Here is a 23,534-nt window from a genome sequence, read left to right on the forward strand (position 1 = left end):
TGATTAACTGAGTCCAATTGAAAACGTCGGAATGGTTCATAGCAGTGACGCAAACACATAACCCTAAAAACAGACCCCAAGCACCTCAACGCACAACACAAACCCTAAACAGCACTGATGCTCTGGCAATGATTGAACATGGCAGTGATGTCACCTTAACAATCACAACACCAGTCGGTACATCATTTCGCTGCAGCTCGCAATTTATTGGTGCTCACTCTGACCATCGTATTTTGTTGGAGTTGCCCCAAATCTCCGAGTCGGAACTCAAAGATTTTTATCAAGAAGGTTTTTGGTTGGTTGTCCGTGCAATTTCACAGCGAGGTGAAGGCGGTATCATCCAGTTTCGTTCGCAACTGCTTCATCTAATGGAAGAGCCCGTCCCACTGTTAGTACTGAGTATCCCTCAGTCTATGACTGTCACAAACCTACGCAAAGAAGCACGCTACGAGGTTAACTTAGACGCGGTGTTAGAATTCGGTGACAGACGCGTTCGTTGCGAGATTCGGGATATGTCCAAAAGCGGCTGCCGATTCATTTTACCCGCACTAAGTAAGCACCTCACCATCGGTGAACCGGTGACATTACGGGTCCAATCGGATGCAATGAAAGGTCGAGCCTTTCCTCCTATATCTGGCCCAATTTGCAATGTGCAAAAGTCTAATCATTACAATGGTTACGGTATCCGATTTGATGAATTTGGCGAGGCGAATGCAAAAGAATTGCTTTCTCTTCTAAAATTTGACGGCACGAAATTTAAGCTTCGCGCTTAACATTTTGACTCACCGTATAAAAGCAAAACCCGTCATATAAGACCTTACCAATATTGAGCTTTATCAGTATCAAGCTTTATCAGTATAATAAAAGTTAAGGTATGCGAATTAAGCTTAAACTCACAAAAATGCCAAGCACGAGGCTTGGCATTTCTAACAAGGTTCACCGACTCCTATTACTTTCTCAACGCATTCAGCCGAGCTTGAGCAATGCCGAATACCGTATCGATGGGGTAACTCCCCTCTAAAGAGGCTGTCCCCGCGGGTTTACCAGTAAAGAGCTCAACCGCTTCCGTCACATGATCGATTCCCCAGACATGAAACTCACCTTTTTCCACCGCTTTGACGATATCTGAACGCAACATTAGGTTATGTACATTAGAACGAGGAATCACGACGCCCTGCTCTGAGTTGCGCCCTTTGATGGTACACACATCAAAGAAACCTTCAATTTTCTCGTTCACTCCTCCAATCGGTTGAGATTCACCAAACTGGTTCATTGAACCAGTAATGGCTATATCTTGACGGTTCGGTTGCCCAGAAAAGGCTGAAACAACGGCGCAAAATTCCGCCATACTGGCACTGTCACCATCAACACCACCATAAGACTGCTCAAAGGTAATCGTAGTGGTGAGTGGGACTTTCGCTGTCTTACCAAATACAGATGAAAGGTAGGCGGTTAGGATCATCACGCCTTTAGAGTGAATACTGCCACCTAGGTCGACGCTACGTTCGATATCAATCACCTCACCTTCACCATAAGAGGTGGTGGCGGTGATACGGTTTGGCGCGCCAAACATATGGTCACTGGTACTCAATACAGACAGTGCGTTGACTTGTCCGATCGCTTCTCCCTGTGTATGAATAAGGGTTGTGCCGTTAGTGAACCCCTCCATGACACTGTCTTGTAGACGATTGACTCGCATTTGTTGATATTGCAGTGCTTTCTCGACGTGGCCAACTCGAATCAAGTTGGATTTCGCGTTGCGCGCGACGTAATTAGATTCCCTAAGCAAATTCGCGATGTTCGCTGAATGCAACGACAGCTTCTGTTGATCGCCTGATAAACGCGAGCTGTGCTCGATGATGCGAGCGATCGCTTTACGGTCACAATGCAGCATATTGTTGTCATGAATGATACTGGAAATAAAACGGGCGTATTGCAGTTCAGAGTCCGGGCTACGCGTCATTTCATCTTCAAAATCTGCCGTGACTTTAAACAGCTCTCCGAACTCCGGATCATAATGCTGAAGCAGTTGATAGGTTCGATAATCACCGAACAAAATGATTTTCACATCAAGAGGAATCGGCTGCGGATCCAAAGAGACAGCGCCCGTCAATGTGACCTCTTTTTCTAAAGAGGTAAAACTGAGCTGTCTAGAGCGCAACGCTCGTTTTAAGCCATCCCAAACATACGGTTGTTCTAACACCTTAACCGCATCAATTAACAGGACACCGCCATTGGCTTTATGCAAGCTTCCTGCTCGAATAAGAGAAAAGTCGGTAAACACGGTTCCCTTGTAGGTCGCCGTCTCTATATAACCAAATAAAGAGTGGTAGTTTGGATTTTCTTCCACAATGATAGGTAGGTCTTCGCATGCTTGTTTTACCAAAACATTGACCTTATAACGACGAGGAAAATTCTTATCAAGCGAGGCGGTTGCAATCTCGCCCTGCTCATTGCCTTCCTCCAAAAAGATATCCACATTCTCGCAAATGTCTTTTTGGAGTTCAGTCAAATATTGCTTTATTTCGGTGTAGCCGTTATAGCCTTTTTTAAGCTTCTTAATGGAGTGACTTATCACACCCAATGTCACTTCATCATTTAATTTCTGAATATTGTCAGTGTAGGTTTCTTCGAGCGCGGTTAACTCACGAGCCATTCCACGTAGACTGATCTCTAACTCATCGATACTGACACCGAATTGTGCTTGCTTTTCTTCTGGCAAGGCATCAAATGATTCTTCCGTGTGCAGATCTTCACCGTTCAAAGCAACAAACTGATAATCACCATGTGGAGTAATCGTCAGGCTGATCTCTTTTGCCTTTGCTTCCTCACTCAGTTTATCTAGTTCAGTTTGCTGAACACTCGCTAAGTCATTCTTAAGCTTGTCAGCACGACCGTAATACAGTTCATTATCAAACGCCATCGGGATCGCTTTCACCAACTTTGCAATCAGCTTCTCTACATCTTGCTTAAGGCGAGACCCCGTCCCACAGGGCAATTTTAGGACTTGCGGTATCCGTGTGTCAGAAAAATTAGCCACATAGCACCAATCAAATAATGCCTCGCGGTCATGTTGATGACGGCTAAGATAACGCAAAATCATCGTACGCTTACCAAGACCATTCTGCCCAATGGCGTAGATGTTATAGCCTTTCTCTTTGATGGACATCGCAAACTCAACGGCTTTCTGTGCACGCTCTTGACCAACGATTTCATCAATAGGAGAGAGTTCTTTGGTTGACTTACAAGGCAGCTTTTCAAGCTCTGCCGCATGGTATAGCGATGTAGATTCTAATCTCTGAATTGCCATAACCCGCTCCTGATTATTCCTTTAATAATCTAAGTTTAGCTGAATTACTTTTAAGATTTAGTGACTTACTCTTAAATTAAGTTCAAGTGATTACTTTTTGAACAGCTGCAAGCTCAAAATACATGCTCAACCATGAATAAAAGACCGATAAGTGGTCAGCAAAATGGTCACGAAATCAGCATGCCGCATTGCTTCAACCAGAGACAAAAGCAAGCAATTCCCTTCTCATTCGATGTCGTCTGGTTGGTGATTAAATAATGCTGACTATTGCTTTTCATTGCCAATGGATGCGCAATCATTAAGTCTCCTTGTTTAATCGCATCCTCCACTAACACCGACTTTGCCAGCAACATGCCAAGTCCTTGCAATGCAGCCTCCATCGATAACTGGGTGCTATCAAACGACATAATCGGCTCGTCAAATGTTAGTGGCTTGTCATGCAGTTGAAACCACTCCCTCCAACCTTCGCTATACCCTAATGTGGCGAGCTTTGGAAATGCTGCGATATCTTCAATCGGTTGGGTAAAATCAAATTGATTCATAAATGAAGGGCTCGCCACAACCACCCACTCTTCACTTTGTGTCAGAGGCTCATACGTTACCTCAGACCAATTGCCGTAACCGTTAATGATTTCAACGTCGACCATGTTGTTATTGCTTGGGTACAAGTTAGTGGTGGAATAAAATTGCAAGGTGATATCAGGGTGATTTCGGTGAAAATCTGCCACGCGAGGCAATAACCACGTATGACAAAAGCTTTGTGCAACACGGATCGATAACGTTTGTCGCGTTTTTTTACCAAAGAGGTGATCAGTACCCAGACAAAGCTTGTTGAAGATGTCGGTCAGTAGCGGTAGATACTGGACCGCCTGTTCCGTCAACACCAATTGCGCCCCCATTCGCTCAAATAGGCGTGCACCTAGATACGCTTCGAGAAGTTTTATTTGCTGACTGATCGCTGCCCGAGTGACATTGAGCTCATGAGCCGCTTCAGAAAAACTGCCATGCCGAGCAGCCGCTTCAAACGCCCTTAACGCTTTAAAAGGGGGGATCCGACGTTGATTTGTCATCGGTTGGGGCGAGGTCACTAGCATCAATAATTATCATCGCTTAAGGTGAGGTTAGGCCTCGACTATAACGGACCTATGTTAAAAACGAATGAATGCACGCTAATGAAACCAATGGACAAGCAGCACAGCCTTTAAACCGATCTTTCGTTTTAGATCGTTGTACTGCTTTCCATGCTTTATATTTTCTGCATAGACGACATCTTCTTTACGACCATACGGACGTTACAGCTTGTCGGCTTTTCCTGCCGCCCCCGCGAGCTTTGACAGCCATCGGTCAATGAGCAATGGTGTTATTTCTTGTTGCTCCGCGGCTTCTTTTCTTCTGACGGCGTTTCGAACCATCATGGCACCGCACCAACGAAATGGCTCTGGCGGGAAATACCCTCTCGGCCCTTTGGCTAAGCCACATTGCGTATACGCATTGTCTTCTTTAAGTACCATACTCGACAGAATTTTTGCACCAATGCGAGTTTGTGCCACACCATTCCCCGAATAACCCAACCCATAAAAGATATGAGGATGGCCACGTAGCCGATCAAAAAATGGCAGCCCCGTCACCGAGCGATCGGAGCCTCCTGTCCAACTATGCGCAATGTCCGATTTATTTAAATAAGGGAATAGCCATGAGAAACTGCTTTCTAGTTGCGTTAAATACCGGCTTGTAGAATGGAACATTCCATCCACTTTATTACCAAATGAAAAACGGTTTCCCCCTTTCCCTAGCATCAGTCGACCATCTTTCGTATCACGGTAGTAATGCACGAATATGCGAGAATCCACGACGGTCACGCCTTTCTCTGGCCCAAATTCAGCTAACTTTCCCTCAACCGGTTTAGTCAGCACCATATCCGATGACACGACGACGATAGAGCGCTTAAACTCAGGAAATTGTTCTATGAGCCAAGCATTAGTGGCAAAAATCACATTCTTTGCCTTCACTCGTCCCGTCTCAGTCGTCACTACCGCGGGTTGGCTTTCATCCAAGCTAAGCATCGGCGTATTTTCATAGACTTGCACGCCCAGTTCTTTTGCTACACGCATCAAACCACGTGCAAGCTTTGCGGGCTGAACACTGCCGGCTGCCGGCGAGTAAAATGCTTCCTTATGAACTTTTGAGCCGGTTCTTGAGGGTAAACTTTCGGGGGCAACGTTTGCCCAACTATTTACATTTTCGGCTTCAAGTGCGGCGACGACAGGACCCATTGTGCCTGACTGAGCCTGATTCGTTGCGGTGTAATACGTGCCGTTGGTAAACAGTTCCGCGTCGACCTTATATTCTTCGCAAAATTCACGAATTTCAGATATCACGGCCTCTGATTCTTTCACTAACCATTGAGCTTCTGTTTGTCCGAACAGCTTTTTTAATGTCGGGTATTTCGTTGCCCATGTCAGCAAGCAGCCACCGTTATAGCCGGAAGCGCCTGAGCCACAGCGCCCTTTTTCCAACACGGCAACCGTCAAATCTGGCTGTTTTTGCTTAAGGAGAATAGCACTCCATAAGCCGGTAAACCCTCCACCAACGATGGCAACATCCACTGAAATATCACCATCCAACGTTTCTACAGGCTGCTGATCGGAGCCTAGCGCATCGTGTAACCAATAACTGTATTCTTTTGACATAATTCTTTTCTGCCGTCTTTAATTGATGACCGTTAGACTAAGTGGATTTTTACTTTTTCGTCAGCGAGAAAAACTTAACGCTAGCGTTAGAATAAATCGCGCTCACTTCATCTATTGTTCATAAAGCAATGCACGCTCGCGTGACCTTACTCGTATCTATCGACAATTCACAAGTTAGTTTTATTAAAGGTTTGGTAAAGAAAATCAACGACCTTGTGACATATTGACGCCATTGACACCTCTTAATATTGACCCCATAAATCAAAAACATGGAGTGATAAAAAATGAGTATCAATGTTAAAATCGCTGGCGTTGCGGTTACGTTACTTGCGCTGTCGGGGTGTAATACCTCTTCTAAAGATGACACGACTGTGTCTGAACCAAAGGTCAGAAAGTCACTGTTAGTCATGATCGATGGCGCAAGATACGAAGCGGTTCTGAATGCTTCGACACCAAATATGGATCAATTAGAAATCCAGCAAGCTTACACGGGAGGTATTTCAGGCTCACTTTCGCAATCAGGCACCAGTACCGTCGAAGGTGAATCAACGCTGTGGACCGGAAGCTGGCACACTATCCAAAAGTCTGGAGAGAATGGGTTTCAAACGGTTTGGCAACATCTCAAAGAAGATGAGCCTGAATTAATGATCGGACTTTATCCAAATTGGCCAATATTTGACTACATTAGCTTCGATCTCGATAGCATTACAAAAAAAAGTGCGTTTCGTACGGGTACTGATCGCGATGCGGAACACCAGAACTCACGAGTAATCGCAGATAAGATCGCGTCCGGAGAGTATGACTCTTTGTTTACCACTATCGATATGGTTGATTACTCAGGGCATTGTAACTACGGAAATAGTGGCGGAGCTTGGTCTGACGAATATGTCACTACGATTGAAGAAGCAGACCAAGTATTTGGCTACATGCTTGACGCGGTCAAAGCAAGGGAGGCAGATTACAACGAAGAATGGCTCGTTATGGTGGCACCCGATCATGGGTTTAATCGCCAGAAAGATAATGGTTCTGTTGACTGTGCGCATGGTTCACAAGATATCGATGCAAAAAAAATCTGGATTGCTTCTAACCAAAGTGAGCAATTGAACAAACAGTTTACCCGCCCATTGCAACAAGTCGGCGATCGAGATAAAGACGGTATCTACCGTTACCCAGCACAAACCGATGTCGCGCCAACCTTAATGACCTGGCACAATATCACTATGTTGCCGGAGTGGGAGATTGAAGGTACACCACTTATCGGAAACATCGGGGTTAGAGGGCTGTTTACCGAATATGAGCAAGACTCGAATACCGTAAAAATCCTGTTTACCCCATCCAATAATCTTCCCGTTCAAATATTGGTGAAGGGCGAAGAAATCGCACTACTCGATGATCTTACGGCCGATGAACTGTATACCTTTGAATACACACCGAGTCATCTTGAACCTGGTAACCATCAAATTGCCTACACCTTAGTGAATAACACCATTCCTAAAACGACCACCACCAGCATCACTATTATCGACGACTCAGATTTTGATGAACTTCCATTTTCATCAATTGAAGCTCTGTATAGCTTCAACGGTGACCTCACGGAAAATAGCATCACTGGCGGGCATAATTTAGAGAAAACGGGCGATCCAAGCCTATCAAGTGTGACAGGAAAATTTGACACGGCACTTTATCATATTCGCAATTTCAACAATGACTTACTATTTGATGATTCGATAACAAACACGGATAAGTTTACGATTTCTTTGTGGTTTGCTGGCGATGGAACATCCTATGACCCTGCTATCTTAACCAATAAAAAATGGTCGTCTTCTGCCGACGGCATGATTTTAGCGCAGCTCAATGATAGCTTGAAACTACAAGTTGGAATGGACGGCGAAGGAAGTTGTTGTTTTGTGCAACTCCCGTATGTTCCTACCACAAGCACCGACAACATCCAATGGAACTTACTGGTACTGAGTGTCGATAAAACCGCGCCATGGACGAATGGTGATGGGTTCGGCGTTATGACAATGGGGGTTTATGGCACAGATGAAAAACTGCAGTACGGAAGTGTCGACTTAACAGGCGACAGAAACAACACCATTCACACTGGCCTACAGTGGTTAATCAATAATGACCATGCACAGTCGCACAATAATGGGCATGCTGCACTTATCGACGAACTGGTTATATGGACCGACACCACGTTCTCTCCTGGTGACGTCGTCGCTCTAGGGTCATCTGAGCTATCCGTCACAGAGAAAATTAAAACACCTAGTTCCCTTGCGTTACCCCAATCTCATCGACTGTCTGATATCGACTACCTAGGTGAAAACCCGAACCTGTCAGAAGTAGACAAGCTGACTGAAGCATTTTGGCAACGCCGCCGTCAAATGGAAGAATTACGCGCTGAACTAAGCCTATAAGATAACACCTCGCACCGCACTCTGCAGTTAGAGTGCGTTGCGTTATAAGTGCACTTTATACCGAACCAAGTAAAGAACTAGAACCATTTCACAAGCTCAGCAGATAATTGATTTACTCAACAAAAATCATCCGTTATGTTGGTAAAACTATGACGTTGTAATGGATGTGAAAGACATGGAAAAAATCACCGCATTATCTCGAATTCTGTTTGCGATCGCCTTGGTTGCACTCGCAGCTTCGATATACACATTTACCCAAGAAGCGAGACAACTTCGCACTGAGCTACCCGCTCTTCTTGCCCAAGTCGATACCACCGCCCAACGTATCACCCCTGTCGTGGAACAAATCAATCAACTTCAAGCCATTGTGCCGTCAATTTTGGCACAAAGCGCCGAATACCAGCGGTTAATTCCTGAAGTATTAACCCGTGTTGATGACATTAATCAGCAACTGCCCATCATTATTAAAGAAGTGGAACAAGTCCGTGGGGCGATTCCACCAATTTTGGCACAAAGCCAGTCATGGAATGAATCGTTGCCGAGTATCCTAAAACAAGTGGACAAAACGAACACAACCGTTCGTCAAACAAATCAACAAATCGGTAAAGTAAACCAACAAATCCCAGATATTTTAGGTGAAAGTGCCGCGCTCAGAAAAGAAGTACCCGTGATCATCACTCAAGCTGAAGAATTAGTGTCTCAGGCTGAGCAAGCCGGGCGAGATGCCAGTAAAGGGGCGGTATCTGGTGTTATTGGCGGCATACTTAACTCTCCTTTCCAGTTAGTCGATAGAATCACCGATGTTTCTTCTGAAACCTTAGGGCTTAAACAAGACCAAAGCTATACCGATGAGGACCGCGAAAAACACAAAGTCGCGCTCACACAACTGATGAAAGCCCCAAAAAAAGGACGAACGACAACCTGGTCTAACTCTCGATCGGGTAATAATGGTGAAGTGACGATTCAGTCCGTCACACAAAATAACAATACGTCTTGTTATAGCGTGTTAAGCCGCCTTAATATCGCAAGCGGACCAGACAAAGGGACGCACAATGTGGTCACTGAAAAATGCCTTGAGAATTAGACCTAAATGACAGAAGGAATGTAGGCGATGACGGTCTATTATGTGCTAGATAAATACGTCGATGAGGCGTTAGATAAGCAGCTTATCACGTTGCTAGGGACTTGTTTCACTAAGCCAAGTGATGTACGGTTTAAAACACAACGTTATTTCAACGAAATGCCCACCCACCGCTGGTACATCAAAGATGAGGAGGGTAACCGTGTTGTTGCCCATCTCGCCGTTCACGAAAAGAGTGTCTTCGTAAACCAAGAAGCGATTGCTATTTCTGGTGTTGCAGAGGTATGTGTGCATCCTGATTATCGATCACGTGGTTATGTCAAAACCATGCTTGATCATTCCCATCAGGCTATGCAGAAAAAAGGGATGCAATATTCCGTTCTTTTTGGCCGCGATGAGGTGTATTCATCAAGTGGCTATACCCGTGTTACCAATTTATTTCTAATGGATAAATCAAGGTTAACTCCAGGAACCAGCCTATCAGCAATGGTTCGTTCTTTGCGCCCTGATGCACGCCAGTGGCCAACTCAACGCGTTGAATTAATTGGATTAACTTTCTAGCACGGCTGATATTGTGTTGTGCGGCTAAAATGCACCGCGGAGGACGTCGCACTTTAACCAATTCATGGGGTATTAATCGACCGTGGCGGTACTCATCAGCGGTGAAGACCCTATAGGCCGACAAAAAAGCTAATGACAAGTGCGTTGATTAAATCGACAAAAAAACCACAGACAAGCGGCACGACAATGAACGCTTGAGGACTCGCGCCATAACGATTAGTAACGGCGGTCATATTGACGATCGCAGTGGCCGTTGAGCCAAGCGTAATGCCTCCAAAGCCGGAGCTCACCACAACAGAATCGTAATTTCTCCCCATAGCGTAATAGACAACCAACACAGTAAACAACAGAGAAATTAAGATTTGAATTGTCATGATGACAGAGATATAACCGAATAAGCCGTCTAAGTCCCAAATACGCAAACCCATAAGCGCCATCGTCAAAAACATGCCTAAACAAATATCAGAAATCATCGCTAACCCTTTACGACCTTGCGCGATTTTCTCCTGCGTCCTGCGTTTTTTAAACAAAGCTCGACCAATGTTTCCAACGAATATACCGGAGAGCAAACAGCTGACAAACATCGGCAATTTCACTCCCATAGACTCGATCACTTCACTTAAGCTGTAACCCAGCATTAAGGTCACATTGAGTATCAACCACGCCCACAGCACCCCATAATGACTCAACTCACTTCGTGTTTCGTGTTCCTGGAAAGCACCAACCGTCACATCTTGTTCATTAGAAGGCTTAATATTATGTTTACTGATCAGGTAGTTTGCAATCGGTCCACCGATGACACACGCCGCAATTAAACCCACTGTATTGGAGGCTACGCCAAGCTCCAACGCATTAGTAATGCCAAACTCTTCTACAAAGGTTGGCGCCCACGCTAGTGTTGTCCCTACACCACCAATAAGACTGACCGAGCCCGATAATAATCCCGCTTTTGCATCCAAACCAAAGCCAGAAGCAACCGCCATTCCGACCACGTTTTGCAACACAATAAAACTGGCGGCAAGCGCGAGCAGAATGAACAACGGACGCCCACCATTTATCAAGGTTTTGAAGTCGGCTTGAAGCCCAATGCCAGCAAAAAAATACAGCAGTAAAAAATCTCTCACGTCGAGGCTAAACGTAATTTGAATGTCAAAAAGATAGTAAAGTGCTGCAACACTCGCGGCACAAACAAAGCCACCAATAACAGGTTCGGGTAACGAGTACTTTCTCAATATTTCAGAGCGTTCAATCAATCCCTTACCAACAAACAACAAAGAGATCGCGATGGTAAAAGAAAGCAGGGGAGGAACGAGAGTTTCTGTCATATTACAAAAAATTCCTGATATAAGTTATGAACATAAAATGTGAGCAGTTGTTAAGTTCGTCAACATTAGTGTAGAAGCAAACCGCAAACTATCCATAAGATGAACGCCTGTCTTGGTCATTTCACGCCAATCATGCTGTTCTTTTAAAGACTTTTCTTTTTTAACAGCAGGCAACAAAACAAGCATCGCATTGCCAATACGACACTTGAGTGTATTGGCAATGCGATAAACTGAGGGATAGGAGGACCATTTGGTAGAAGAAAAGGGACTTTGGAGTAGTGAACTCATAGGTGTGTAGCTATGATGAAAAGCTCGATAACGAGATCAATATTTTTTCCAATTCCCTACAAAGCCATTACCCATGTTTGAAGATACTACGGAGTGCCCGGCACATTTCTCATCATTGAGGCGATAATGTCTTCCATTTCATCGCGCTGACTTGGGTCATCTATCCGTTGCTCAGTGGGTCCTTGTGCCAGTACACGCCAGCGAGGAAAATCACCGATAGGAGCAAACGCGGCGATATAAACACTGCCTTTTTCTCCCTTTTCACCTGGCTTGGCATCGACTTGAATACCCGTTGAAATTTGAGTACTTTCGAACACCTCGTCATCGGTCATTTTTGACTCTGTGGCAATACCAAACTCCATCCACATCTGAGGAGATTGTGAGGCCAATACTCTTACAAAGCCTTTTTTAGACAGCTCGTTATCGATAAGTTCTTGGATTACCGCGATGTATTCTTGAGCATCCACTTTAGAAGGGACATGCGCAACGGCAGCATCCGCTTTCCAAGAATAAGTATTAGGTTTGCTTGCCGGTAGAAACGAAAAATCACCCGTTGTCGCTATACCGTACGAGAAATTAGCTTGAGGTGGGGTGACCGTCGTACAACCCATTAGCAATAGACTAGTAATAGCGCTTAGTAGTAATGTTGACTTCATGCTGGTGCTCTTTATTTACCCAAATACACTCTTAATATTAATTCACGTTTCCGGGAGTGCCTAGTAAAAACAATGACTTTGCGAACCAACGTCGATTTATCGTTTGGTAGGCAGTGGTTTAATGGGCAGTAGGTTTAATGAGCATTAGGTTGATAGGCAGCGGGCCCATTAGCATATCGATTGACTCCGTCATGCTAATGCTAATGCTAATGCTAATGGCGTCTGATTACTGGTATACCGAGCGATAGGCAATGCCTTCTAATCGTTTACGGAGTGTTTGGGCATACCCTTGTTCACTCTCAAAGCGATTAAGCACAGCCGACAGATCAGCGCCTTCCCCATACATAGCTCGATTCAGCGATGCATTTAGCTTTAGTTGAAAGGTATCAATGCTACCGCCAAAGTAGAGCCCTGTATTCTCAGAAACCATCATGGCAGAAATACCACTCGTGCCGCCAATCACTTTACCACTTATGCCAGAACCAACCGTTAAATCCGCCGTACCTCCGACTTTGATGGGACTGGCGACCAGATCATCAATAACGTCGTCTGATAAAAGAACACCAATGCCGCCAATTTTTTGAGCGCCAACCAATAAGCCAAACATCGCACTATTAAACTCAACGAAAATTGGTTCACTCCATTGTTGACCATGCCGGGTCATGAGTATCCCCTCCCCCCATTGAGCGCCCAGTAAGAAACCAACCTGACCACCAGCAGGAAAAATAAGGATCGCTTTTGCTACACCCGTTAATCGCTTTACAGAATCCCAATGTTCAGTAGAGTCAAATTTATCGATTTTTTCTGCCGCATTTTCAATCATGCGAATAGCATCGTTCTTATCCGTTTTCAGCGTCATAGCAGAGGCCGAACTGGTTGTGTTTAAAGGCTCTGTGTGAGTAACGGCCGGTGTTTCTGCGAGTACGACAGAAGAGAAAAGCACAGACAATAAAAGCCAAGTAGCTTGAATGAAAGAGGTAGGAAATAGTCGCATTGATACACTCCATAAAGTTTGAGGTGTATCTTATCAAGAAAAGATGGCGCACGGGGCACCATCTATTGATGAATTAGATAGTTGGTTTTTTCATTACCAGGTGTCGAGCCTGATCACAGGGTTGGCTAATGATTAACGTCAATTGCCATACCGTGATAACCAGAGACAAGTAAAGAGGGCTACTTACGCGCAACCGCCATCAACACAGGACGCACGCCTTTACCAGTATCAATTTCAAAAGGAACGGAAACGGTGACACTTTCAAAACCAGCATTTAACAAGACAGTTTCTGCACGATGCGTCGTCATACCGTAGGCCGCATCATCACTCTCCACAGCCCAGTCCCATTGAATAAACAAGCCGTATTCATCAAGTAATGTATAGATAATATTTGCCGTTTCCTGCAGGTTATCTATGAATCCGCACACGGAAGACGCCACGACAAGATCAAACTGGTTTCTAAATGCGGGATGTTGCGCCACTAAACCACGAGTCAACAGATCAACGACGGGCTCTACGTTATTCAGTGCTTTTTTATCCAGCTCTTCAATCATAGATTCAGAGCCATCAAGCGCAATGATTTGCTTGGCGTGAGGCGACATTAACTGGCTCAATAGCCCTGTACCACAACCAAAATCCAGCACCGTTTTACGGGTCAGTGAGGTAATGTCCGTCAGTTGTTCAAAACAAGATTGAGCAAAAATGGCCGTCGCTTCATCATGCTCCCATGTCGCTGCGTACTCATCCCAATCGTTTGACATAGTTCACTCCATAATTCATCAGTAACGCTTATAGAATAAGCACTGATTTTAATTCCTTAATAACTGGCCCTAGATTAAACCAGAATGCCCGTCAATTCCTAGTGTTATCTTCGTAATCTTTGTTGTGCGTGCTATGATTTTAACCTACCTTTGTTGCCATAATTTTATCATTGGATGACTATGAATTTTACTCAAATTGAAGCGTTTTGTGCGGTTGCAGAAACCGGCTCGGTTTCTGCTGCTGCCCGTCAAATTGACTGTAATCGCACCAAGCTAAGCATGGCCATCAAAGCATTAGAAAAAGATTTGGGCACCGAGTTATTTGTTCGCACCGGTAACAATGTCGCGTTGTCTGAAACAGGTAAGGCTATTTATAAAGACTGCGAAAACTTACTGATCACATCGGCTCGAATTCGTAAAACCTGCAGTCAGGTTTCAGGTGAGTTTGCTACTGAAGTGTGGATCGCCCATGACGACTCACTTCCAGACACGCTTTGGCAAGATATCACTGTTCAAGTCAATCAGAATTTTCCAGCCATTTCGTTTAACGTTGTGTTGGCGTCGTCCGGTGATCTATCGGCACTTGTCGAGAAGGGGCAAGTCGACTTTGCTTTTGGTGTGGATTATGAACGTATTGATGATCCGAGAATTGTTTACCAACCCTTAGGTAAGATTCGCATGATGTCCGTTTGTCGTTCCGACCACAAACTGTCCAAGCTTCCAAGAGTCTCTGACGAAGTGCTTCGTGATTCTATGCAGGTGTCATTGGCCTATCTCAATGAAAAAGCAAACCCTGAATTGCTACCCTTTTCTCTGAAATACATCGGCTTTTCGAGCTTTGAATATATGCTCAGAACCATTATTTCTGAGGGAGCGTGGGGGGTGTTACCAGAGCCTCTTATTCGTCAGTATCTTAGAGAACAAGAGCTCTCTGTTATTAAACATACTTACGGACTCACACAAGAAGATTTTTGTATGTTTACCGCCGCAGGGATGTCGGAACACCCCGCGATGATTTGGACCGCAGACCAAATCAGTGACTATTTGTTCGCGTTCTAACCCTTTTTCATCGTCATACTCTCCATTAAATAGCACAGAAAATGCGGTGTGGCGCGCCCTCTCACCTCACTCTATTCCGATTTAGTTATCCCGAGATCAACCTCAGCGCCAGAATGAATAATTCAGTTCATTAGTGCCCCTGCCCATATCTAATACATTTAATAGCGTCGCCTTACCCATCAGTGAGTGTCAAAATTAATGACACCCCAAATTACAACTTATCTACTTGATTTAAAACAGAATAAAATTAAAACCGTTTAACCACCACTCCTTAATGTTTAACTATTGTTTGAAATAACATCACATAGAGCAAACAATGGACTTAGAAACTAAATAAGGTAAATGGTATGCGCCCGAACAACGGAAATAACGAAACTCGAACTTTGACAGTCTCAGCCCTTATTGCAACAGTATTTGCAGGTGGCGGACTCGCAGTAGGGATCGTTATGGGCTCTCTTGTCATTGCCTTTGATGGTGTCTATTCGTTAGTCAGCTTGCTGTTAACATTATTGTCACTGGCAGCAGCAAACCAATTAAAAAACAGCAACAGTGTGCTGTCATTGGTGGGTCGCAATCGTGTTGAAGCCATCGTTATCGCTATCAAGGCATCCGTCATCCTGTTTATTGTCTCGGTGTCCTTATACTCAGCAGTCTCTTCTCTGTTTTCGGGCGGCCGTCCTATCGACACCTCAATCGCAACCATATTTGGTGTGTTGAATGTCGTGGGTTGTGGTTACGCTTGGTGGTATATCGAGAAAAAAAACAAAGCCTTGTCTTCCAATTTAATCGATGCTGAGTCAAAACAGTGGCAAATGGATACGATGTTGAGTGTCGCGGTCACGGCAGGTTTTATTGTGGCATGGTTTGTCGAACAAACTCCATGGTCAGGATACAGCGTGTACGCCGACCCAATGATGATGATCTTGATGTCCGCTTACTTTATCAAAGTACCTGCCGTCATGTTGAAAGAAGCATTCACCGACCTAACTAAAGAAAAAGCCAAGCGTAAACATGCGCAGCAAAAGCAGAGCAGTACAGCACGTTCTCGTAAGCGTATTGCAACCAGCAATGCCTAGTCGGTCACGTGTGGATGAGAGAGATGCTGGTAATGCTGTATTTCTCTTTTCAATCCTTTAAAGGTTTCAATGGCTCCGTCAATGGCCAGTTGATTCACCAACCAATCAGGTAATGCACCACCGGGATCAGCAAAAGCTGTGTACATGATAAATACGTTGCCGTCCTCCAGCTTCGTTAACTCCCATCGAGACTTTACTTGAGTAATACGCACAAAACCTTGCTGTTCCACCAAGTAATCAGATGCATCTTTTATCTCAAGTATCAAGCGATTGTCTTGTTGATAGTAACGTGAATACGTCACCATATCTCGATCAAGTGCTGGCCATGGCGCTAGAAATGTCGTGTAAACAATGTTCTCATTGGCCGATATCTGCGATAAGACTTTGGTCTGGTCAACATTGTGTAACCAATTAGGCACATGTTCTGTGTCTTCAAATAACCGCAGGAAAGCACTGAATGTTGTTGTGACATCGGCATGCACCCGTATCTCTACCAATCCGTCCTTGTGCTCTCGTTTATACAAGGTCACCGCATCTTGGTTATAACTCACCAACCACGGTTTTCGAGCCGCATTGACAGGCGGGACAAGCGAAAGGACGAGCGCCGTCGTTACAACCAAACGCAGGATAAAAGCGAACACGAACCACTCCTTGTGTATGATAACTCACTCTATTGGTTACCGTATTACGTTAGTCTACCACCCGACTTTTCGCGAGCTAGAGACATCAAGACTGAGTCTGGCTTTCTTGTGCTGGTTTCTCTTTCGTTGCCCAATAACACAGCAACGATCCGATTGTCACCATCGTGACGCCTTGCCAAAACGAGGCACCCAACACCACCGAAAGATAAAACGACGAGAAAATAGTCGATAGCACTGGCGTAAAATACGAAAACGTCGCCAAAAGCATCATGTTTCCCCCTATGATGGCATAATTCCATAGCGCGTAGCCTGCGCCCATCACAAGACCCGACACAATCAATATCATCACAGAGGACGTAGAAAACGTCATACCTTGCTCATTACTCAGCGCATATTGGACCCATAGCGTGACGGCGGTTGCGATAAAAAACAACACAATCGCATTTTTTCCTTGGCTCATTACTGGCGTAATGTTGCAGTAGATTGCCCAAATAAAAGCCGCAGTAAATGCCATGAAATACGTGGCTGGATTCGAGGCGATATTTTCAACAATACGCTCGAGTGACAACCCCTCATCACCCGAAATGCACCATACTACACCTACAAACGCGAGTATCACGCTCGGGTACACCAAGGCGCTGACCTTACGATGACTTCTGATAACCGCAAAGAGTACGGTCAAAGCCGGCCACAAATAATTGATGACCGCCATTTCCATTGCTTGATGTCGATCGTTTGCCATACCAAGAGACAACGCTAAGAAAATCTCATAGCAGACAAACAAGCTTCCCCCTATCAAGAGATATTTGAGAGAAAAATCTTTCAAACGAGGAAAGCCCATCACTAATACTAATGCTATCGCACTGACGCTATACATCATTGCAGCGCCGCCAATTGGACCAAATAACTCGGCAATATTTCGAGTTAACGCCAGCAAGCAACTCCACAATAAAATGGCTAGCACACCACACAACGTATATTTTTTTGTATTTGAAGCCACGCTCATCCACTCTAATATCTAAAAAGCCAACCTGAAAATAAACCGTTATAAGCCCTTACTATGCAACTTACCTAGCGTACAGTACCCTAGAAAAACTCTTGAGAAAAGAGTGTGTTAAAATCACAATCATCTCGTGATTTTTCGGGCATAAGTGTCTACACTCTTTAAAAAAAATCCGTCCTTAACTGTATTCAACACTTAAATCATGCACTTATTTTTATCTATTAAAAACATCTTGTCCGTATTACTCATCCTTATGCTAACAGGGTGTGTATCATCGAGCATCGATCCGAGCCGTTACGATAAAACGGCGTCATACAACATCGTTAACGACCAAGCCACCAAACTGGATGATTATTTTCAAAGGCACGTCCCTTTGCATTCTTTTGATGAAGAGACCGGCTTTTATCCCTTAAATCGAGGTCACGATGCGCTGCTTGCTCGACTGGCAATGATTGAAACCGCTCAATCTAGCATTGATGTGCAGTACTATATTTTTCGAGACGATGAAGCGGGCAATCTCATCGCCTGGCGATTATTTGAAGCGGCAGAACGCGGAGTCCGAGTCAGGGTGCTGCTTGATGACATGCAAAAATATGATGACAATGACCTCGTTCGATTTAGCAGCCACCCCAACATAGAAGTTCGAATGTTCAACCCTCATCACTTAAGAACTGCACGTAGCCTTGCCATGATGAGTGATTTTGAACGCTTAAACCATCGCATGCACAATAAGTCATTTACGGTAGACGGTGTCACGAGCATTGTTGGAGGGCGTAATGTCGGTAACGAATATTTTTCTATTGAATCCCCTGTTGAGTTTTCCGACCTTGATTTGTTATTGGTTGGCAAAACCGTCCGGCAGGTCGCTCGCCAATTCGATTTATATTGGAACAGCGATTACAGTATTCCCGTTGAATGGCTAACCGAAATAGACACCCATTACACCGATAACGATATTGATCGATGGGTGGACGAAATTGGATTACGAGATAAATTTAACGGTGGTATTTACGACTTTTCTCAGTTGCCCATGTATGACGACATGATCAACGGCAAGCTTTCTCTTTACTGGGGAGAAGGCAAGCTTCTCTATGACTTACCCGACAAACCCGACAGCAAACAAAGCACCCTCATCGATAGCCTTGGGGCGGTAGTATTGGAAGGTAAAACATCGTTGGTCTTAATTTCTCCCTACTTTGTTCCAACCCAAAAAGGAACAGAAGAACTGGTGAAAGCCGCAAGCGATGGTCTTGAGGTCATCATTGTGACGAATTCATTAGCATCCAATGATGTGTTCGCAGTTCATGGCTGGTATGCCAAATACCGAGAAGCTCTGGTAAAAGGCGGTGTACAGCTATGGGAAGTCAAATCGTACGCTGAAATCAAGAAGAACTGGAGCCTAACGGGCAGCAGTCGCTCTAGCTTGCATACCAAAGCAATGATCATTGATAAAAAGAAACTGTTTGTCGGTTCAATGAATTGGGATCCTCGCTCAGCATACCTCAATACTGAAATGGGCGTTGTTATCGAACAACCTGAGTATGCACTCAAAGCTTACCACGATATCTTGAACGAGCTGCCAGACACGGCGTATCAAGTCGCCATAAAAGATGGCGATATCATTTGGACTGATCACGCGACGGGTGAGCAGCTCACCAGCGAGCCCGATGCCAGTCTGTGGCTACGCTTCGGTGCATGGTTTAGTGGCGTATTGCCAATTGAAAAGCAACTGTAGCGGCTCTTAATATCAACATTGCCGTCAGTAAAAGAATGGATGAGGCCACGAAGGATACAGGCGTAGCCTCATCTATAAAGCAGGGTATCGGGTCCATATCCTGCTCGAATTACGGATAAATCACTCTAAGAAAAAGCAGCTTGTAAACGCGCCACGGCTTCTTCAACGAGTGACCTTGGCATTGCTAGATTAAAACGAAGAAAAGACTCCCCTCCCGAGCCAAAACTCTCGCCGTGACTCGCGGCAATGTTGGCAACCGTTTGAACACGCTGTATCACATCTTGTGGCGACAACCCAGTTCCAGAGAAGTCTACCCAAGACAAATACGTGGCCTCTAGTTTCATTGACCTCACACCAGCAATAGCATGTACACCCTCATCGAATATCCTACGATTTTCATCCAGATAGGTCAGCAGCGCATCAAGCCAAGGTTCACCGTGTTCGTAGGCAGAAATGGCCATCAACATGCCAATTCTATTCGGTCCAATACCCGCGGCGTTCAACACGGTTTGGTATTGATTTCGAAGCGTTTTATTAGGAATAATAGCAGCGCCTGTCAGCGCTGAGGCAATGTTGAATGTCTTGGTCGTTGCCGCCAAAATTACCATGTTGTCGATCGCCTCAGGCGCGGCTAAAGGCGCGGCCGTATGCTTCGAGCCTGCGTATACCAAATCATGATGGATCTCATCCACCACCAACACTAGGCTATGTTGTTGACAAAACGTCGCTAATGCTTGGATCTCTTGTCTTGTCCAAACGCGCCCGCCTGGATTATGCGGTGAGCACATCACGACCATTTTTTCATCGCCAGTGAGTTGCCGCTCTAACGCATCTAAATCCATATGGTATTGACCATCACGCTGAACCAATTCACTTTCCACCACGCGGCGGCCATTGGCCTTAATCACCCGAGAAAATGCATGATATACCGGCGTAAACAAGATCACGCCATCGTTAGGCTCACTATACGCTTGCACACAAAGTGCGGTTCCTTGTACCAAACCAGCACACGTTACCACCCACTCAGGTTCAACAGTCCATTGATGACGACGTTGCATCCAACCCGTCACGGCCTGTTGATACTGTTTATCATCACCATAATAGCCATTTACGCCGTTTTGGGCGGCGGCGAGCAATGCCTCATTGACTTGCGATGGGGCCTTAAAGTCCATATCTGCCACCCACATGGGTAAGCCATTATCAGCGGACACCCCAAAAATCGACTCCATTTCATCCCATTTCGCGGAGTGGGTGCCGACACGCTCTATCACTTCATCAAAATCAAACGTCATCCCTTACCTCTAATCGTCGTATGTTCTACCTAACCAATGGCGATAGCACCATTTTTAGTCGCTATTCCAGTGTAAGGCAAACCCAGTAACATTTGATGGCCTGAACCTGATCTATCCTTTATCATTAACAACACCATCAACTGGTATTTTGCTCTTTAGGCGAATAATATTAGGCGGTGAACCGCATTGAATATTCCGGGTGCCCAGTGTGCTCATCTTCTTGCTCGCTGACTACAATAAATCCCTGCGATAAATAAAACTGAACACTGGCGTTATTGGCCTTATAAACGTTCAGAGTCAGTGGCAAACTTTGTTGTTTTGCGTGGTTTATTAACTGCTTTCCTATACCTTGACCCTGCTTTTCTGGCGCGACAAAAATAGCCGCTAATGTATCTTCATACAGTGCATAAAAACCAACGACTTCATCCGCCCATTCATACACATACACCATTGAAACCGGTAAATAAGTATCACGCATAACATCGACTTGAGATACCCAGAACTCAGGTGGTACAAAATCATGCGCTTTGATGGACGCTTGTAGCCAAATCGCTAATACAGTGTCGCTGTCATTATTGCCATAAGGTCTAATCATTGGTGTTCTCAATTACTATCTATACGTTGCGAGTGAGCGTCCATTATGTACTTATTTCCGAAAGATTTATTGAATATTTACGACAAAACGATCTCGGCTCTTTATACGACGAACAAAGCACTCGTCTCTGTGTTTTATCTATCATTTTTATCATTAAAACTGTCAACGACTCATTCCCGTTCATCCATTAAGCTCCCATAACCCCTAATGGACGTTTTCCATCACATGCTCCTTTTTCCAAATCATATAACGGGCTACTGCCATGATTACTCCACCGATGATCTTCCCTCGCTAACTTTCGATACTGCGTTGGCGTCACGCCAATATAAGTTTGAAATGTCTCATAAAACCGACTACTGGAGTTAAACCCTACCGTCAGTGAAACATCCAGTATGGTTCGATCTGTATCGCTGAGCAGCGCGCGAGATGCAATACATTATGGATATCAAAGATGAGCCGCATGAACGACCAACGCAAGGCACCAATGGTGACTACCCTGAAATTTCGTTTACCTTTATCTCGAATACCATTGAAGGCTTGATGGGGATTAAGCCCGATGCGGGAAACAATAAAATAATAACAGCATCGCACTTAACCGGTGATATTGATTGGTTGGAAGTGACACAACTCCCTGTAGGTACGCATGAGGTAACCGTTCGCCACGATGGTGTCAATCAAACAACATTCACCAATGATTCAACATTACCATTGCTTTGGGAGGCGTGGTTCTATGGTGACTACGCATCGTTAATCGTAGATGGTCAGTCGGTCACCGCTACGAAAAAATTGATCAACGGGCAAACCGTCAGCTCTGTCCAAATTTCGGTTTCGAGCGAAGAGACACGGGTCGTACAAAAGTAAAAGTGTTAATACCCCCTACAAGCCCAATATGTGAGTATTGGGCTTTAGCAACCATCGCCTATTGAGCCTAGTTGATGATCACCTGACTTCAGTTAAAACCCTAAGCCCCTATATCGATACTGTAAAACTATATCGATACCGTGAAACTATCAATCCTGTGAAACTATGCCAGCGCGACTATCAACCCAGCTAGTACAAGCGACACACCAACGCCGCGCGTATAAAACCATCGTTCTTTTAGGAACCAGATACCCATTACAACGCCAAATATAATGCTCACCTGCCGTAAGGCCACCACATAACTCACGTTATCAACCATCGTCATCGCAAACAAAACCATTCCGTAAGTCAGTGCCATCATAATTCCAGCAATGGCGGAACGGTGACGATGCTGCCAAGTCAACCTTAGCTCATGGCGCTGTTTGGTAATAAGTATCCAACTGATCAGAACCAATGCAATCGCAGCAAATTGGATCCCTAAGTAAAAAATCGCAATCTGATGCTGTGATAGCCCTGTTGTTTCGTGTTGTAACCAGCTTAAGGCTTGTTTATCAACGATAGAGTAAATAGTGGTGCCAACAGCGGCAATACAAGCCCAAAAGACACCAACATTCGCATATGAGCTAAGCCTAAGGTCTCGGAAGTGCCGCATCGGTATAATCATGCATCCAATCGTCAGTACCGCGAAGCCAAGCCAAGCATTGACACTGAGCGTCTGCCCGATCGCTACGGTTCCAAGTCCGACCATAAGTACTGGTAATGCTCGTGCAATGGGATACATCACACCAATGTCCCCAAGACTGTATGCCTTAAGAAGACCAACCAGATAAATGACCTGGCCAATCGCACTTAGCAATAGTAGCCCCCAAAAATGCATTGAGATATTTTCAAACCCAATGACGGTAAGGCACCATATCAAATAAGGAGAGAGTAAAACCAGTGGGGCCAATGCTGCCCCTAACGTAAACGAATACCCAGAGCCGCCATTGGATTTTCCGAGCACATTCCAGCCTGCGTGCAGTAGCGCCGAGCCGATCACCAGAATCATTGCGTAAAGAGCCACTTGAATCCCTTAAAAGAAAAAGCGGATGATAGAAACATCCGCTTATTAAGCACTTAGTATTTAGCACTTAGCACTTAGCACTTAGCACATCCGATATTACTGTCGGCATGAGCGTTAAGCATT

General features: G+C 44.9%; 19 protein-coding genes and 3 pseudogenes. 9 read left to right on the forward strand and 13 right to left on the reverse strand.

From position 1 onward, the window contains the following. Positions 1–128 precede the first annotated feature (128 nt). Positions 129–773, forward strand: coding sequence for a PilZ domain-containing protein (locus tag ACE1OE_RS09035; RefSeq protein WP_102468146.1), 645 nt, complete (start codon positions 129–131; stop codon positions 771–773). Positions 774–949: 176 nt separating this feature from the next. On the opposite strand, the gene ACE1OE_RS09040 is transcribed toward ACE1OE_RS09035, so the two are convergent. The 3 genes from ACE1OE_RS09040 to ACE1OE_RS09050 form a co-directional block, all read right to left on the reverse strand. Beyond that, positions 950–3,310 carry a Lon protease family protein gene (locus ACE1OE_RS09040; protein ID WP_449210792.1) on the reverse strand — a complete coding sequence of 787 codons (2,361 nt, stop codon included), beginning with the start codon at positions 3,308–3,310 and terminating at the stop codon, positions 950–952. Between the two features lie 167 nt (positions 3,311–3,477). Continuing rightward, positions 3,478–4,380 (reverse strand): LysR substrate-binding domain-containing protein, encoded by a 903-nt coding sequence (locus ACE1OE_RS09045; protein WP_449210793.1) that lies wholly within the window; start codon positions 4,378–4,380, stop codon positions 3,478–3,480. Between the two features lie 222 nt (positions 4,381–4,602). Then, a complete protein-coding gene (locus ACE1OE_RS09050) occupies positions 4,603–6,000 on the reverse strand; it encodes an FAD-dependent oxidoreductase (protein WP_449210794.1) in 1,398 nt (465 codons plus the stop codon). Positions 6,001–6,284: 284 nt separating this feature from the next. Between ACE1OE_RS09050 and ACE1OE_RS09055 the strand changes: the two genes are divergently transcribed. The 3 genes from ACE1OE_RS09055 to ACE1OE_RS09065 all read left to right on the forward strand — a co-directional run bounded on the left by ACE1OE_RS09055 (position 6,285) and on the right by ACE1OE_RS09065 (position 10,062). Continuing rightward, a complete protein-coding gene (locus ACE1OE_RS09055) occupies positions 6,285–8,420 on the forward strand; it encodes a hypothetical protein (protein ID WP_449210795.1) in 2,136 nt (711 codons plus the stop codon). Between the two features lie 175 nt (positions 8,421–8,595). Continuing rightward, the gene (locus ACE1OE_RS09060) at positions 8,596–9,504 is read left to right on the forward strand and encodes a hypothetical protein (RefSeq protein ID WP_372061524.1); all 909 of its coding nucleotides are present in this window, start codon (positions 8,596–8,598) and stop codon (positions 9,502–9,504) included. Positions 9,505–9,531: 27 nt separating this feature from the next. Then, a complete protein-coding gene (locus ACE1OE_RS09065) occupies positions 9,532–10,062 on the forward strand; it encodes a GNAT family N-acetyltransferase (RefSeq protein WP_449210796.1) in 531 nt (176 codons plus the stop codon). A 110-nt stretch (positions 10,063–10,172) separates the two neighbouring features. Here the strand turns inward: ACE1OE_RS09065 and gltS are convergent, their stop codons facing one another. From gltS to ACE1OE_RS09080, 3 genes are all read right to left on the reverse strand, one after another. After that, positions 10,173–11,387, reverse strand: a complete 1,215-nt coding sequence (gltS, locus tag ACE1OE_RS09070; protein WP_449210797.1) for a sodium/glutamate symporter — start codon at positions 11,385–11,387, stop codon at positions 10,173–10,175. 374 nt (positions 11,388–11,761) lie between these two features. Beyond that, on the reverse strand, positions 11,762–12,331 hold the full coding sequence (locus ACE1OE_RS09075) for a hypothetical protein (protein ID WP_449210798.1): 570 nt from the start codon (positions 12,329–12,331) through the stop codon (positions 11,762–11,764). A 226-nt stretch (positions 12,332–12,557) separates the two neighbouring features. Then, on the reverse strand, positions 12,558–13,325 hold the full coding sequence (locus ACE1OE_RS09080) for a lipid-binding SYLF domain-containing protein (protein ID WP_449210799.1): 768 nt from the start codon (positions 13,323–13,325) through the stop codon (positions 12,558–12,560). A gap of 231 nt (positions 13,326–13,556) precedes the next feature. On the opposite strand from ACE1OE_RS09080, the gene ACE1OE_RS09085 reads away from it, so the two are divergent. Continuing rightward, a complete protein-coding gene (locus ACE1OE_RS09085; RefSeq protein WP_372061581.1) occupies positions 13,557–13,640 on the forward strand; it encodes a hypothetical protein in 84 nt (27 codons plus the stop codon). 23 nt (positions 13,641–13,663) lie between these two features. Here the strand turns inward: ACE1OE_RS09085 and ACE1OE_RS09090 are convergent. After that, positions 13,664–14,086 (reverse strand): annotated as a pseudogene (locus ACE1OE_RS09090) (class I SAM-dependent DNA methyltransferase); the annotation flags it as partial. Positions 14,087–14,266: 180 nt separating this feature from the next. Here ACE1OE_RS09090 and ACE1OE_RS09095 point away from each other — a divergent pair. Beyond that, complete coding sequence (locus tag ACE1OE_RS09095) at positions 14,267–15,145, forward strand: LysR family transcriptional regulator (protein ID WP_449210800.1); 879 nt, start codon at positions 14,267–14,269, stop codon at positions 15,143–15,145. Positions 15,146–15,492: 347 nt separating this feature from the next. Beyond that, positions 15,493–16,221, forward strand: coding sequence for a cation transporter (locus ACE1OE_RS09100; RefSeq protein ID WP_449210801.1), 729 nt, complete (start codon positions 15,493–15,495; stop codon positions 16,219–16,221). Here the strand turns inward: ACE1OE_RS09100 and ACE1OE_RS09105 are convergent. Together ACE1OE_RS09105 and yddG are read right to left on the reverse strand one after the other, a co-directional pair. Next, complete coding sequence (locus ACE1OE_RS09105; protein WP_449210802.1) at positions 16,218–16,862, reverse strand: START domain-containing protein; 645 nt, start codon at positions 16,860–16,862, stop codon at positions 16,218–16,220. The two genes, ACE1OE_RS09100 and ACE1OE_RS09105, sit on opposite strands and share 4 nt — an antisense overlap. Before the next feature lie 85 nt (positions 16,863–16,947). Further along, a complete protein-coding gene (yddG, locus tag ACE1OE_RS09110; protein WP_449210803.1) occupies positions 16,948–17,862 on the reverse strand; it encodes an aromatic amino acid DMT transporter YddG in 915 nt (304 codons plus the stop codon). 205 nt (positions 17,863–18,067) lie between these two features. Here yddG and ACE1OE_RS09115 point away from each other — a divergent pair, with 205 nt between their 5' ends. Then, the gene (locus tag ACE1OE_RS09115; protein WP_449210804.1) at positions 18,068–19,600 is read left to right on the forward strand and encodes a phospholipase D family protein; all 1,533 of its coding nucleotides are present in this window, start codon (positions 18,068–18,070) and stop codon (positions 19,598–19,600) included. A 125-nt stretch (positions 19,601–19,725) separates the two neighbouring features. Here ACE1OE_RS09115 and ACE1OE_RS09120 read toward each other — a convergent pair whose 3' ends face one another. From ACE1OE_RS09120 to ACE1OE_RS09130, 3 genes and pseudogenes are all read right to left on the reverse strand, one after another. Continuing rightward, on the reverse strand, positions 19,726–20,892 hold the full coding sequence (locus tag ACE1OE_RS09120) for a MalY/PatB family protein (RefSeq protein WP_449210805.1): 1,167 nt from the start codon (positions 20,890–20,892) through the stop codon (positions 19,726–19,728). A gap of 169 nt (positions 20,893–21,061) precedes the next feature. After that, positions 21,062–21,487 carry a GNAT family N-acetyltransferase gene (locus tag ACE1OE_RS09125; protein ID WP_449210806.1) on the reverse strand — a complete coding sequence of 142 codons (426 nt, stop codon included), beginning with the start codon at positions 21,485–21,487 and terminating at the stop codon, positions 21,062–21,064. A gap of 187 nt (positions 21,488–21,674) precedes the next feature. Then, positions 21,675–21,914, reverse strand: a pseudogene (locus tag ACE1OE_RS09130) (AraC family transcriptional regulator); the annotation flags it as partial. Between ACE1OE_RS09130 and ACE1OE_RS09135 the strand changes: the two are divergent. Continuing rightward, positions 21,914–22,348 (forward strand): annotated as a pseudogene (locus ACE1OE_RS09135) (hypothetical protein); the annotation flags it as partial. The pseudogenes ACE1OE_RS09130 and ACE1OE_RS09135 overlap by 1 nt on opposite strands. A gap of 163 nt (positions 22,349–22,511) precedes the next feature. Here ACE1OE_RS09135 and ACE1OE_RS09140 read toward each other — a convergent pair. After that, complete coding sequence (locus tag ACE1OE_RS09140; protein WP_449210807.1) at positions 22,512–23,411, reverse strand: multidrug transporter; 900 nt, start codon at positions 23,409–23,411, stop codon at positions 22,512–22,514. Positions 23,412–23,534: the final 123 nt, after the last annotated feature.

The organism is Vibrio sp. E150_011, assembly GCF_053544015.1.

Bases quoted from the DNA above. Each gene is read 5' to 3' on its own strand.
- ACE1OE_RS09120 (WP_449210805.1), bottom strand. From the start codon at position 20,892: ATGACGTTTGATTTTGATGAAGTGATAGAGCGTGTCGGCACCCACTCC.
- ACE1OE_RS09035 (WP_102468146.1), top strand. From the start codon at position 129: ATGATTGAACATGGCAGTGATGTCACCTTAACAATCACAACACCAGTC.
- ACE1OE_RS09075 (WP_449210798.1), bottom strand. From the start codon at position 12,331: ATGAAGTCAACATTACTACTAAGCGCTATTACTAGTCTATTGCTAATG.
- ACE1OE_RS09065 (WP_449210796.1), top strand. From the start codon at position 9,532: ATGACGGTCTATTATGTGCTAGATAAATACGTCGATGAGGCGTTAGAT.
- ACE1OE_RS09080 (WP_449210799.1), bottom strand. From the start codon at position 13,325: ATGCGACTATTTCCTACCTCTTTCATTCAAGCTACTTGGCTTTTATTG.
- ACE1OE_RS09055 (WP_449210795.1), top strand. From the start codon at position 6,285: ATGAGTATCAATGTTAAAATCGCTGGCGTTGCGGTTACGTTACTTGCG.
- ACE1OE_RS09115 (WP_449210804.1), top strand. From the start codon at position 18,068: ATGCACTTATTTTTATCTATTAAAAACATCTTGTCCGTATTACTCATC.
- ACE1OE_RS09045 (WP_449210793.1), bottom strand. From the start codon at position 4,380: ATGACAAATCAACGTCGGATCCCCCCTTTTAAAGCGTTAAGGGCGTTT.
- ACE1OE_RS09125 (WP_449210806.1), bottom strand. From the start codon at position 21,487: ATGATTAGACCTTATGGCAATAATGACAGCGACACTGTATTAGCGATT.
- ACE1OE_RS09095 (WP_449210800.1), top strand. From the start codon at position 14,267: ATGAATTTTACTCAAATTGAAGCGTTTTGTGCGGTTGCAGAAACCGGC.
- ACE1OE_RS09100 (WP_449210801.1), top strand. From the start codon at position 15,493: ATGCGCCCGAACAACGGAAATAACGAAACTCGAACTTTGACAGTCTCA.
- ACE1OE_RS09060 (WP_372061524.1), top strand. From the start codon at position 8,596: ATGGAAAAAATCACCGCATTATCTCGAATTCTGTTTGCGATCGCCTTG.
- ACE1OE_RS09040 (WP_449210792.1), bottom strand. From the start codon at position 3,310: ATGGCAATTCAGAGATTAGAATCTACATCGCTATACCATGCGGCAGAG.
- gltS (WP_449210797.1), bottom strand. From the start codon at position 11,387: ATGACAGAAACTCTCGTTCCTCCCCTGCTTTCTTTTACCATCGCGATC.
- ACE1OE_RS09050 (WP_449210794.1), bottom strand. From the start codon at position 6,000: ATGTCAAAAGAATACAGTTATTGGTTACACGATGCGCTAGGCTCCGAT.